This window comes from Streptomyces sp. NPDC025793, assembly GCF_055558375.1.
In genome coordinates, this window is the sequence record NZ_JBVHMR010000004.1 from 168974 (window position 1) to 181713 (window position 12740).

Here is a 12740-nt window from a genome sequence, read left to right on the forward strand (position 1 = left end):
GCCCGCGCCCGCCGGGGGGAAACCGTCCGCTTCGTCCGCGCCCTCCGGGGGCACGCCGTTGCCGTCATTGCCGCTCATGCCGCACCTCGTGCGTCCATTCGCGCCCGCAGCCGGCGCAGACAGCGCTGGCGCAGAGGCCCGATGCTGCCGACCGCGATACCGAGCGCGGCCGAGATCTCCACATAGCTGGGCGGCGGGGACGAGACCAGCACGCGCAGCAGCTGCCGGCAGCGCTCGCCCATCCCCTCCAGCTCCTGCCACAGGCGGCGCACCCGCTCGGCACGGTCCGCCGCCTCCTCCGAGTCGATCAGCGACTCCTCCGGTGTCCGGTCGTCGCTGGCCCGGTCCAGCACCTGCGGATCGTCCGTCAGGGTCAGCCGCGTCAGGCTCTTGAGCACCTTCAGGCACTCGTGCCGGGCCGTGCTGGCCAGCCAGGAACCGGCCTTGTCCGGCTCGCGGATCCGCCCCAGGTTCTGGGCGAAGCGGAACCAGACGGTCTGGTAGACCTCATGGGCGTCCGCGTCGGAGAGCCGGTGTGCGCGCACCACCGACCACACCAGCGGACTCATCCCCTCCACCAGCGCCTTCCAGGCCGCGGCGTCCCCGTCGACGGCGGACTGGACCAACCCCCCGACCTCTGCACGGTCCACGGCTCCACCCCTCGTGTACGGCACGTCATCGTACGCCGTGGAGTGGAGCGTTCCGGACCTCATACCGGTACCGCCGGGTCGACGACGGCGGCCGGGCGCCAGGTGGGCGGCCTGAGCACCGGGACGCGCGCTCCGCGCACCTCCGCGCTGCCGGTGGCCGCCGCGAGCAGCGCGTCACGGGCGGCGCGCGGATCGCGTTCCCCGTACGCCGCCATGTGCGCGGCGACGAGGCCCGCGACGACCGGGGTGGCGAACGACGTGCCGCTCCACTGCGCGAGCCCGTCGAACATCACCTGGTGCGGCTTGGCACCGGTGCTCTCCCGGCTCTCGCTCAACGCGCCGGTGTGGCGCGGGAACTGGCAGGTGCAGGCGTAGTCGTAGTCGAACCGGCAGGCCTCGTAGGTGGAGTGCTGGTAGACGTACGGCACGGGCGTGTCGAAGCCGGTGAGGGCGCTGGTGAGGCGCTCGCCCGGGGCGAAGACCTGCACCCAGGGCCCGTGGTTGCTGAAGCAGGCCTCGCACTCCCCGTCCGCGCTCAGCGCGCCGACCGACAGGACGCTGTCCCGGTACGCGGGCAGGCCGGCGTAGGCGGCGGGCCAGAACGGCGCGTGGCTGGAGTTGTTCCCGGCGGCGGCCACCAGCAGGGTGCGCTGCTCGCGCAGTTCCGCCATGAAGGCGTCCAGGCCGATGAGGCCGTCGGTGACGCCCTCGGTGGTGGTGCCGGCGGAGAGGCTGATGATGTCGGGCCAGCCGCCGCCGTCGACCGCGTCGAAGAGCCGGGCGCCGAACTCCGACTCCAGGATGGCGCCCGCGTCGCTCAGCGTGTTGCGGACGGTCACCTCGGTGTGGGGCGCGACGGCCGCGAGGATCCCGGCGATGAACGTGCCATGGCCGACGTACTGGCGCAGCACCCCGTCGGCGCCGGTCTCGGCCGGCTGGTCGTCGCCCGTGGTGTGGGCGAGCGGCGGGTAGGCCGCGTGGTCGTGCACGAGGCCGGTGTCGATCACGAGGACGCCCACGCGGCCGTCCTCGCTCCGCGCGCCGTGCCGGTCCTCGGCGACGGCCGGGTTGGCCTGCCGGGTGCGCGCGACGGGCACCGGCTCGTCGCCGGGGCAGGCGTTGACCGCGATGTGCACCACGTGGTTGCGGCTCACCAGCCGCCGGCCGTGGCGGCCCTCGGCCTCGCGCAGGGCGCGCAGGGCGTGCGGCACGGCGTCGTCGCCCTCGGCCGGGTCGCCGATCCGGATACGGGTGACGCCGGTGCGGTTGGTCTGCGGGCCGTCCCGGCGCACGTGGTCGGGGACGAGCCCCGCGGTCACCGTGAAGTGGGCGCGCACGGTGTCCTCGACGAGCCGGGCCTCCTCGCCGTCCCGGGCGAGGACGACTCCCCGCTCGTACAGGAAGTGCCCGGAGTCGTCCGGACCCATCGCCAGGGCGGTGCCGGGCATGGACCGCTGGATGTGGTCGAACTGCTCATGGAAGCGCTGTGGTGCCATGGTGTCTCCTCCCCCGACAAGACGGTGCTCGACAGTGAGAGTCCCGAGCACACCGTCTGATACAGCTGGCCACTACCATGCGAGACGTGACGCCGGGAAGCGAGTCAGTTTCCGAATTGCTGCCCCTGGTCTTCGCCGACCCGGGCGAGGCCCGGGCGCGCGCGGAACAGGTGCTGCGAGCCGGGCCGCCGCCGCTGCACGCCAGCGTCGCCCACCAGGTCCTCGGCATCTGGCAGCGGGACTTCGGCGACCTGCGGATCGCGCTCGGGCATCTGCGCCGCGCCCGGGACCTCGCCGCCCGCGCCGACTCGGCCGACCGGGAGGCCGACGTGCTCGCGACCCTCGGGGTCGCACTGGTGCACGCGGGGCGCACACGGCAGGGGCTCACCTCCTTCGAGCGCGGGGTCGCCCGGGGCAGCGGACACACCCGGGCCCGGGTGCTGTACCGGCGGGCGTACGTGTGGTGGGTACTGGGGCATCACCGCGAGGCGCTGGAGGACGTACGACGGGCGCTGCCGGTGCTGCGGCAGGTCGGCGACGACATCTGGACCGCGCGGGCGCTGACCCTGCGGGCCACCGTGCACCTGGCGCTCGGCGCGGTGGACCGGGCCGTCGCGGACTTCACGGCGGCCGAGCGGCTGTGGGACACCACCGGCCAGGAGCACGACAAGGCCGACGCGGTGGAGAGCCGCGGCCTCGCCGCCTTCCGCTCCGGGGACATCCCGGCCTCGCTGCGGCTGCTCGACGAGGCCGAGGAGCGCTACGCCAAGCTCGGCACGCCGACGTACATGCTGTCCATCCGGCGCTGCGAGGTGCTGATGGCGGCCGGCCTCGCCCCGGAGGCGCTGGCCGAGGCGGACGCGACGATCGCGCTGCTGGACCGGATCGGCGGGCAGTCCACCCGCAAGGCCGAGCTGCTGCTGGCGGCGGCGCGCGCGGCCCGCTCGGCCGGGGACCCGCACACCGCCGTGGCCCGCGCCGCCGTCGCCGTACGGCTGTTCGCGGCCCAGCGGCGGATGTGGTGGGAGACGCATGCCCGGCTGGTGCTGACCGAGGCCCGGGTGGCGGCCGGGCGCAGCTCGGGGCGCCTGGTCGCGGACGCGGCCGCGGTCGCCGAGAAGCTCGCCTCCTTCGGTTCGCCCGCCGCGCCCGAGGCCTCGCTGCTCGCGGGCCGGATCGCGCTCGCGCTGGGCTGGACGGCGGACGCCGAACGGCACCTGGCGGTGGCCGCGCGCAGCCGGCACGCCGGGCCGCCGCCGGCCCGGGTGACGGGCTGGGCCGCCCAGGCTCTGCGCGCCCGTGCCGCCGGGTCCCGGCGCGGGGTGCTGGAGGCCTGCCGGCGCGGCCTGGACGTGCTGGACGACCACCGGATGACGCTCGGCGCCTCAGAGCTGCGTGCCCGCACGACCGCGCAGGGCGCCGAACTGGCGGCGCTCGCCCAGGAGGTGAGCCTCGCGCAGGGCGGCCCGCGGCGGCTGCTGGAGTGGAGCGAGCGCTGGCGGGCCACGGTCCTGTCCACGCCGCCGACCCGGCCGCCGGCCGACCCGGCCCTGCTCAGCGGCCTGACCGCCTACCGGGAGATAGCGGCCCGCGCGGAGGAGGCCCGCATGGAGGGCCGCCCGGTGCCCGCGCTGGAGCGGGAACAGCGGCGTCTGGAGCGGGAGATCCGCTCCCGTACCCACCACATCCGCGGCGCCGCGTCCGACGAGGGGGACCGCTTCGACACGGTCCGGCTGCTGGCGCGGCTCGGCGACGCCCGCCTGGTCGAACTCGCCGTCGTGGACGGCCGGGTGCACATCCTGCTGTGCGGGCAGGGCCGGGTACGGCGGTTCGCCGGCGGGGCGCTGACGGAGGCACTGGCGGAGGCCGAGTACGTCCAGGCGGGGCTGCGCCGTCTCGCCCATCCCGGCGCCGAGGCGCGGCTGCCGATGGTGGAGGCGGGCGGGCGGCGGCTCCAGGAGCTGCTGCTGGGCGGCGCGGCCGAGCACCTCGGCGGCGCTCCCGTGGTGATCGTGCCGCCGGGCGCCCTGCACCGGGTGCCGTGGGCGCTGCTGCCCGCGCTGCGCGAGCGCGTGCTCAGCGTGTCGCCGTCGGCGAGCAGTTGGCTGCGCGCCCGCGAGACCGAGCCGCCGCCGGGCGGCCGGCACGTCCTGGTGCGCGGCCCCGGCCTCGCCACCGGCGGCGCGGAAGTGCCGGAAGTGGCCGACCGGTACGGCACGGCGACGGTGCTGGAGGGCGCCGGTGCCCAGGTCCCCCGGGTCCTGGAACACCTCGACGGCGCGGCGCTCGCGCACCTCGCGGCACACGGCACGTTCCGCGCGGACAGCCCGCTGTTCAGCAGCCTGCGGATGGCCGACGGCCCGCTGATCGTGCACGACTTCGAGCGCCTCGCCCGCAGCCCGTACCGGATCATCCTCTCCAGCTGCGACACCGCCCGCCTCGCCTCGGTCGGCGCCGACGAACTCCTCGGCCTGGTCACCGCGTTGCTCCCGCTGGGCACGGCCGGTGTGGTGGCGAGCAGCGCCCCGGTCAACGACGCGGCGGTGGTCCCGCTGATGCTCGCCCTGCACAAGGGCCTCGACACCGGTCTCTCCCTTGCCGAGGCCCTGCGCGACGCCCGCACGACCCTGCCGAACGACCCGCTCCACCAGGCGACGGGCTGGGCGTTCGCGGCCTTCGGGGCGTCGTGAGGACCGCCGGGGCCTGCGGGCCCTAGGTCCTGTCGTCAAACTCCCGCCGTCCGCCCGAAGGGCGGGCCGCGCGGGGTCCGGTGCGTGCTCTGGGGTCCCTCCCCCGGCCGAAGGCTGGGGGAGTGCCGGGCGTGCATGGCGTCGCGGGGCTGGGAGCACCTCCCGGCCGAAGGCTGGGGGAGGGAGTTTGACGACAGGCTCTAGGCCGAGACGCACTCCGGCAGTTCGACCAGCCACGGCAGCGCGCCGCGGTCGCCCGTGCCGAGGCGGGTGTACGCGCTGTACAGGTGGTTGCCCACCGTCCGCACGGACAGCGTCAGCCGCTCGGCGATCTCGCGGTTGCTCAGCCCGGCCGCGGCGAGGGTGACGATCTGCCGTTGCCGGGCGGTCAGTTCGCCGAGCACGAGCCCGTCCAGCGCGGGCGTCCGCGCCCCCTGGCAGCGGCGTGCGAGCGCGACGGCCCGGGTGCGGGAGAGCCGTGCCGCCCGCGGATCCCGGTGCGCCCGTACGGCCTGCGCGTACGCCTCGGCCGCGAACAGCAGGAACCCGCGCTCCTCCAACGCCTCGGCGGCCCGGTCCAGTCCGCCTCCGTCACCGCGCCGCAGCGCCTCGGCGTGACGCGCGAACACACTTCCTTCGGGCAGCCGCCCCACCGCCCGCCCGGGCTTCCCCGAGCGCACCGCCGCATACACGGCGAACACGCCGTCCGAGTCATGGGCCGCCAACTCACCGTCGGTCAGCCGGAGTTCCGCCTCGCAGGCCGCATCGCCCGGTGTCTCCCGCATCCCCTCGCACGCCCAGGCGGCAGCGTCCCGTACCTCGCCCCGCAGCCGCGCGAACCGCGCCCGTACGGCGGCGTACCCGGCCGGCACCGGCATGCCCTCCGCGACCAGCCACTCCCCCACCGGGGTGGGCACCGGCCGGACGTCCAGCCGCTCGATCCCCCGTGCCAGGGCGCGCCGTTCGGCCTCCAGTGCGGGGCCGAGGTCGCGCGGCGCACGCGTCAGCCGGCGGGCGCGCAGCCGGCCGGTCACGGCCCGCAGGGCCGGGCCGTGCAGGGGGTGGGCCAGCGTGACGGCGGCCGCCCGGTCGTCGACCTGGATGAGGCCGTCCGCCTCCAGTCGCTCCAGGGCGTCGAGGTCGAGGCCGTCCAGCGGCAGGGCGAGCGGCTCGGCGAACGCGAGGCGTTCCAGCGTCTCCCGTTCGCCGGGGCCGGAGCGCTCCAGCAGCGGGGCGAGCCGATCGCGCACGGCCGGGGTGACCGGCAGCGGGCCGCGCCCTCGCTGCTCGCCGGTGCCGGGAAGGGACGTCAGCAGGCCGACGGCCGGCGCGGCGACCAGGTCCCGCAGCAGCCGCAGATCGCCCAGGCACACATCGTGCAGGCGGCGCACGGTGAGCGGTTCCAGTCCGCAGGGGGCGAGGAGCTGCACGACGTCCTCGTACGGCAGCGGCGCAAGGGCCAGCCGGGGCAGCAGTTCGCCGGTCCACAGCCGGGAGACCGCGCCGGGCGTGGGCACCCCGTCCACCGCGGCCACGACGAGCCGGGTACGCCCGTGCACGGCGAGCTGGTGGACCAGGGCGGCCGAGGCCTCGTCCAGCAGATGGGCGTCGTCCACGACGAGGAGCCGTACCCCGGACAGGATCTGGACCGCGCGCTGCGGCGAGACGGCGTCGGGCAGCAGGTGCGCGAAGGCGGCGAAGGGCAGCTCCCGGGCCTCGGGCGTGCCGGTGACCAGGGTGTGGTCGGTGCCCCGGACCGCCTCCGTGATCAGCCGGGTCTTTCCGTGACCGGCCGGTCCGGTCACCACGATGCCCCGCCGGCCGGCCGCCCATGCGCCGCGCACCCGCTCCAGCTCGTCGTCCCGGCCGGTGAACGGCCAGGGCGGCCGAGGGGTCGTCGCGTCCTGTTCGTAAGTCGTCACATCATCAGGAGCGCGCGTACTCAGGTTTGATACAGGGTGACTTGAGTAGACCCCGACTCAGGCGCCCGGCCGCGGCCGACGGGCACTCTGGGCACATGACCCGACGCCTGTGCTCGCTACCGCGGCAGCCGGCCCCGGACTTCGCACCGGGGCTGACAGCCGAGCGGCTGGGCGCGCTGCTCGCCGGGCGGCGGATGTGGGTCAACGGCACGGTCCTGCACTACTGCTTCTACGACCACGGCTCCGACGCCTCCGTGATCCCGGTTCCCGGGACCGGGGAGCTGCGCCGGGTGCCGTGGGCCGGTGGGGAAGCACAACGGGACGCGGTTCGCGACGGTCTGCGCGAGTGGCAGGAGCTCGGCATCGGTGTCACGTTCACCGAGGTCGGCGACCGGCACGAGGCGGAGCTGCGGATCGGGTTCCAGCATGGCGGCGGTTCCTGGTCCGCGGTGGGCCGGGAAGCGCTGTCGGTCGGCCGGGGCGAGCGCACCATGAACCTGGGATGGGATGTGACGGGGCCCCAGGAGCGCGGCACGATCCTGCATGTGATCGGGCACGCGCTCGGCATGGTGCACGAGCACCAGAGCCCGTACGCCGGGCTCCACTGGGACGACGAGGCCGTGTACGCCGAACTGGCGGGCCCGCCGAACTTCTGGAGCCGGGAGACGACGGACACCAACGTCCTGCGCGCGCTCGACGCGGGCGAGGCGACCGGATCCGTGTGGGATCCGCAGTCGGTGATGACGTTTCCGTTCGGGCCTGGGCTGGTGCTGGAGCCGGAGCAGTACCGCGGGGGACTGCACCCCTCCGGTGCTCCGTCCCCGGCCGACAAGGAGTTCGTGCTCCGCTGGTATCCGCCGGCCGGTCCGGCCGGTCCGACCGCGCTGGTGCCGTTCCGTTCGGCGCCGCTCGGGCTCGGACCGGGCGAGCAGGCCGACTTCACCGTCGAGCCGCCGGAGACCCGCGAGTACACCGTGGGCACCTTCGGTGACGCCGACACCGTGCTCGTGGTCTTCGAGGAGCGGGACGGGGAGCCGCGTTTCCTCGCGGGGCACGACGACGGCGGCGGGCCGGACAACGCCGCCGTCCGCGTCCGGCTCGTCAAGGGCCGCCGCTATGCCGTCCGGGTCCGGTCGTACTCGACCTGGGGTTCGGGAGAGACAGCGGTCATGTGCTGGTGACGGCACGGGGACGACGACAGCCACAGTCCGGCGCCGGGGGAGCGGCCGCGGACGTCACCTACGGGGGAGGTGACGTCCGCGGCCGCGCCGTTTCTCCGCCGCACGGCGTGCGTCACCCGGCGTGCGTCATGAGGCGGCCCGTTCGCCCAGGGCCGCGTCCGGGTGGGTGAGGCCCAGGTGGTCGCGCAGGGTCGTGCCCTCGTAGTCGGCGCGGAACACGCCCTGTTCCTGGAGGAGCGGTACGACCTTGTCGGCGAACGGGTCGAGGCCGGTCGGGGTGATGTGCGGGACGAGGATGAAGCCGTCGGAGGCGTCCGCCTGCACGAACTCGTTGATGGTCCGCGCGACGGTGGCCGGGGAGCCCACGAAGGTCTGCCGGTTGCCGGTGTTGATGACCAGGTCGCGGATGGACCACTTGTTGGCCTCGGCGAGCCGGCGCCACTCGCGGGCGACGGCTGTCGGGTCCCGGTACATCCGCACCTGGGTGCGGCCTCGCGAGATGTGCTCCTCCCCCACCAGCGGGTCGACGTCGGGCAGCGGGCCCTCGGGGTCGTACGCCGACAGGTCGCGGTTCCAGACGAACTCCAGGTGCTTGAGGGCGGTCGCGCCGCTGACCTGCAACCGGCATACCTCGTGGGCGAGTTCGGCGGCCTCCTCGTCGGTGTCGCCGAGCACGAAGGTCGCGGCGGGCAGGATGAGCAGGTCGGCGGGGCGGCGGCCGTACTTCGCGAGGCGGGACTTGACGTCCGTGTAGAAGGCCTGGCCCTCCTTCAGCGTGGAGTAGCGGCTGAAGATGGCGGCCGCGGCGGCGGCGGCGAACTCCCGGCCCTCGTCGGAGTCGCCCGCCTGGAAGATCACCGGGCGGCCCTGCGGGGAACGGGGCACGTTGAACCGGCCGTGGATGTCGAAGTGCTGCCCCCGGTGGACGAAGGAGCCGGCCCGGGCGTCCGTGAGGAAGGTGCCGGTGGCCTGGTCGGCGAGGATCTCGTCGCCGTGCCAGGAGTCGAAGAGCTCGTGCGCCGTGGTGAGGAACTCCTTGGCGCGGGAGTAGCGCTCGTCCTGCGGCAGGAAGCCGCCGCGGCGGAAGTTCTCGCCGGTGAAGGCGTCCCACGAGGTGACCACGTTCCAGGCGGCGCGGCCGCCGGAGAGGTGGTCGAGGCTCGCGAACTGGCGGGCCACCTCGTAGGGCTCGTTGAACGTGGAGTTGATCGTGCCGGTCAGCCCGAGCCGGTCGGTGACGGCGGCCAGCGCGGCCAGCACGGTGAAGGTGTCGGGGCGGCCGACGACGTCCAGGTCGTAGATCTCGCCGCCCTGTTCGCGCAGCCTGAGTCCCTCGGCGAGGAACAGGAAGTCGAACTTGGCGCGTTCGGCGGTCCGCGCGAAGTGCGCGAACGAGCTGAACTCGATGTGGCTGCCGGCGGCCGGGTCGCTCCACACGGTGGTGTTGTTGACGCCGGGGAAGTGCGCGGCCAGGTGGATCTGCTTCAGGGGCTTGCTCATGGCGGTGTCGGTCGTCCTCTCCGGCTGCTCAGGCGGACACGGCGGCCGTGGCGGACACGGCGTTCGCGGCATAGCGGTTGGCGGGGCGGGCGAGACCCAGCAGGCCGCGCAGGGTGCCGGCCTCGTAGGCGCTGCGGAACCGGCCCCGGCGCTGGAGCTCGGGCACCAGGTCACGGCTGACGCGGGGCAGGTCGTGCCCGGCGACGGCGGGCCGCAGCCGGAACCCGGTCAGCCCGGCGGAGGCCAACTCCTCCAACAGGTCGGCGAGTTGCTCCGCGGTCCCGGTGAAGATCGGGGCGTCACTCGTGTACGGCGCACCCGCGAGCCCGTCCAGCCGCTCCCGCCGGGCCCGTGCCTCGGCCCGGCTGTCGTCCAGGAGGACGACCAGGTCGCCGAAGACGTGCAGGGCGTCCCCGGCCCGGCCCGCCGCCTCCTGTTCGGCGCGGATCTCGGCGACGATGGCGCGGGCCTCGTCCGCGTCGTGCGCGGTGACGTAGCCGACGTCGGCCTGCCGGGCCACGAGCCGGTACGGCACCGTCCCGTGAGCCAGCGCGGTGACCAGGGGCTGGCCCTGTGGCGGGCGGGGGGTGATCGAGGGGCCCTTGACACTGAAGTACCGGCCCTCGAAGTCGATGTAGTGCAGCTTGTCCCGGTCGACGAAGCGGCCGGTCGCCGCGTCCCGGATCTCGGCGTCGTCCTCCCAGCTGTCCCAGAGCCGGCGCACCACCTCCACGTGGTCGGCGGCCTCGTCGAACAGCTCGGAGACGATCTCCCGCGCGGCCGGGCTGTCGTAGGCCTCGATCCGGCCGACGGTGCGGCGCCCGAAGTGGGCGGCCTCGTTCGGCCAGCCGCTGACCTGCACGCGCAGACCGGCGCGGCCGGTGCTGACGTAGTCGAGGGTGGTGATCGCCTTGGAGATGTGGAACGGCTCGGTGTGCGTGGCCACGACGGTCGGGACCAGACCTATGTGCCGGGTGAGCGGGGCGACCCGGGAGGCGATGAGCACCGCGTCGAGCCGGCCGCGGACCTGGTCGGTGCGGTCGTCGGGATCAAACAGGTGCGAGGACTGCGGGCCGAGGCCGTCCTCGATGGTCACGAAGTCGAGCAGGCCGCGCTCGGCCTCGGCGACCAGGCCGGCCCAGTATCCGGCGGTGAACAGGTCCCGGGGGCGGGCGGCCGGCTCACGCCAGGAGGCCGGGTGCCAGCCGGTGCCGTCCAGCGCGACGGCAAGGTGGAGGGGAGAAGCGGGAGTTGGGGACACGTCGGTGCCTTCCTTGACGTCTGTACGAGGGTGGGGCACGGCGAACACCGGCTCGCGGGGCCGGGCGTCGGCGAGGGCCGGTGCGGCAGCGCAGAACCCGGGCCCGGAAAGGCTCCGGGAGAAGGTCAGTGGCGACAGAGCGCGGCGGACACGCGCTGGAGATCTATGTGCGGCCGGGAGTGGAGACGGACGGACCGGTACGCGTGCGGGGCGCACGGCGGGTGTACGCGTGTCACGGCCGTCACCTCCGTACGTGCTGCCCGGCGATTCCCCTCAACACCCACAACGCGCCGCCGGCTTCGCTTGTTCCCGCTGCTCCCGCTGTTCCCACGCTGCGGACGCGCACGATCCGTGAGCGGCGGCGCAGGGTGAACCCAAGGGACTCGTAGAGCCGGATCGCGGGGGTGTTGTCGGCGGCGGCGTGCAGGAACGGGGTGTCCCCGCGCTCCCGGATGCCCCACGCGACCGCGCGCACCAGCCGGGTGGCGAGCCCCCGGCCGCGGTGTGCGGGGTCGGTGCACACGGCGCTGATCTCGGTCCAGCCGGGCAGCCGCAGCCTCCCCCAGCCTCCGGCCGGGGGACCCCCATCTCGCTTCGTGCGCCCGCCATCGCGATCAGCCGCCCGTCGTGCCGGATGCCGAGGTAGGTGCCCATCTCGACGGTCCGCCGCAGATACGGCCCGGGCCGGGTGCGGGCGACGAGGTCGAGGAGGTCGGGGACGTCGCCGGGCCCGAGCCGTACGGCCTCCGGCGCGGGTTCGGCGCGCAGCGCGGTGTCGACCAACTGCACGCCCTCCCCGGCCCCTTGGAGCAGCCAGCCGTCGGGCACCCGGTCGACGGGTTTGATCCGTACGGTGGCTCCCGGCCCGACCAGGGTGCGCAGGTCGTGCCAGGTACCGCTCTCACCTGCGGGAAGCATCCTCGGCGTCGGCGGCGTGAGCCGCCCAGTCCAGGATCTGGACGGCTGCCCCGGCGGCCTCCAGCCCCTGGCAACGGCCGTGGTGGCGGCGGGAGATGCCGTCGAGGTCGAGATGCCGGCCGAAGGCGGGACGCGCGGCCAGCCGACGGGCCCAGGCCCACAGGACGCGGTGGCCGGCGATGCGGTGCACGGCGGAGGCGTCGAGGTGGCAGCGGTGGACGGTGTCGAGCTGGACCAGGGTCACCCACAGTTCGACGTCGGCGGCAGTGAGCCGGTCGTCGACCAGGTACTCCTCCCCCGCCAGCCGGTTCTCCAGCCGGCCCAGCGCGTCGAGCAGGACGTCGAGGGCGGCGGCGCGCCCGTCCGGGTCGCCGCCCGCCTGTCCGGCCCGCTGCGCGGCCTCCTCGATGTCGTCGCACATCCCCTCGACGGCCTCGATCACGGACTCCTGGCCGCACGGGTACAGCGAGGCGTGCCCTTCGTGCGGGAAGCGGTCGAGGTCGCGCAGGATCTCGCGGGCCCGGGTGCTGACGATGCGGCCGGACCAGTCGTCGCTGAGCACGGGGGCGAGCGCGGGCCCGGTGTAGTGGTGGGCGCTGGCCTCGTACAGCGGGCGCAGCGCGGCGTGGCCGCCGCCGGGACGGTCCGGGACGGCGGGCAGGAGGGTGACGGGACACCTGTCGCCCAGACCGAGGACGTCGTGTCCGACGGCGAGGCGCAGTCCGTCGGGACAGGCGGTGGACAGGTGGAGCCGGTAGCGGTGGGCCACGGCGTAGTGGCCGCTGCGGGCGTCCCGGCCGATCCGCCCCCGGAAGACGGGAGCGGCGCGGTGGACGGACGGGACGGCGGCGAGCGGAGTGCTGGACATGCGTCTCCCCGGGTGGTGGGTGTGCGGTGGGGCGCGCCGACGGACGGCGTCGGCCGGTGGGCGCGCGGGGGCCCTGCTCAGCGGAGCGGGCCGATCGCGCTGCACACACGCAGCAGATCGATGTGGCGGCGGGAGGTGAGCAGGGGGGCGCGGAGCGGCGTACGGCCTGCGCGGCCGGGGACCGTTTCGAGGCGCGCCATCATTCCCTACCAATTCACTAGGATTCCCGTCCTGAAGTGTCGATCCGGCTCCGT

Annotated in this window: 10 protein-coding genes and 1 pseudogene; 2 read left to right on the forward strand and 9 right to left on the reverse strand. The window is 74.8% G+C overall.

Translation table 11 applies throughout. From position 1 onward, the window contains the following. Positions 1–74: 74 nt before the first annotated feature. A complete protein-coding gene (locus ACZ4MF_RS10945; protein ID WP_467491712.1) occupies positions 75–713 on the reverse strand; it encodes an RNA polymerase sigma factor in 639 nt (212 codons plus the stop codon). After that, positions 710–2146 carry a S8 family peptidase gene (locus ACZ4MF_RS10950; RefSeq protein ID WP_467491713.1) on the reverse strand — a complete coding sequence of 479 codons (1437 nt, stop codon included), beginning with the start codon at positions 2144–2146 and terminating at the stop codon, positions 710–712. Before ACZ4MF_RS10950 ends, ACZ4MF_RS10945 begins: the two co-directional genes overlap by 4 nt. Before the next feature lie 86 nt (positions 2147–2232). Between ACZ4MF_RS10950 and ACZ4MF_RS10955 the strand changes: the two genes are divergently transcribed. After that, positions 2233–4836, forward strand: coding sequence for a CHAT domain-containing protein (locus ACZ4MF_RS10955; protein ID WP_467491714.1), 2604 nt, complete (start codon positions 2233–2235; stop codon positions 4834–4836). Positions 4837–5036: 200 nt separating this feature from the next. On the opposite strand, the gene ACZ4MF_RS10960 is transcribed toward ACZ4MF_RS10955, so the two are convergent. Next, entirely contained in the window at positions 5037–6758 is a 1722-nt protein-coding gene (locus ACZ4MF_RS10960; RefSeq protein WP_467491715.1) for a LuxR family transcriptional regulator AbsR2, read from the reverse strand. 95 nt (positions 6759–6853) lie between these two features. Between ACZ4MF_RS10960 and absR1 the strand changes: the two genes are divergently transcribed. Then, a complete protein-coding gene (absR1, locus tag ACZ4MF_RS10965; RefSeq protein ID WP_467491716.1) occupies positions 6854–7939 on the forward strand; it encodes a beta-glucuronidase AbsR1 in 1086 nt (361 codons plus the stop codon). Between the two features lie 126 nt (positions 7940–8065). Here the strand turns inward: absR1 and ACZ4MF_RS10970 are convergent, their stop codons facing one another. The 6 genes and pseudogenes from ACZ4MF_RS10970 to ACZ4MF_RS10995 form a co-directional block, all read right to left on the reverse strand. Continuing rightward, positions 8066–9439, reverse strand: a complete 1374-nt coding sequence (locus ACZ4MF_RS10970; RefSeq protein ID WP_467491717.1) for an NtaA/DmoA family FMN-dependent monooxygenase — start codon at positions 9437–9439, stop codon at positions 8066–8068. Between the two features lie 28 nt (positions 9440–9467). Further along, on the reverse strand, positions 9468–10700 hold the full coding sequence (locus ACZ4MF_RS10975; RefSeq protein ID WP_467491718.1) for an LLM class flavin-dependent oxidoreductase: 1233 nt from the start codon (positions 10698–10700) through the stop codon (positions 9468–9470). A 125-nt stretch (positions 10701–10825) separates the two neighbouring features. Beyond that, entirely contained in the window at positions 10826–10984 is a 159-nt protein-coding gene (locus ACZ4MF_RS10980) for a putative leader peptide (protein ID WP_467491719.1), read from the reverse strand. Then, positions 10942–11591 (reverse strand): annotated as a pseudogene (locus ACZ4MF_RS10985) (GNAT family N-acetyltransferase); the annotation flags it as partial. The pseudogene ACZ4MF_RS10985 and the gene ACZ4MF_RS10980, both read right to left, overlap by 43 nt. 10 nt (positions 11592–11601) lie before the next feature. Beyond that, positions 11602–12486, reverse strand: a complete 885-nt coding sequence (locus ACZ4MF_RS10990) for a glutathione S-transferase C-terminal domain-containing protein (protein WP_467491720.1) — start codon at positions 12484–12486, stop codon at positions 11602–11604. A gap of 77 nt (positions 12487–12563) precedes the next feature. Next, the gene (locus tag ACZ4MF_RS10995) at positions 12564–12689 is read right to left on the reverse strand and encodes a putative leader peptide (protein ID WP_467491721.1); all 126 of its coding nucleotides are present in this window, start codon (positions 12687–12689) and stop codon (positions 12564–12566) included. Between the last annotated feature and the right edge of the window lie 51 nt (positions 12690–12740).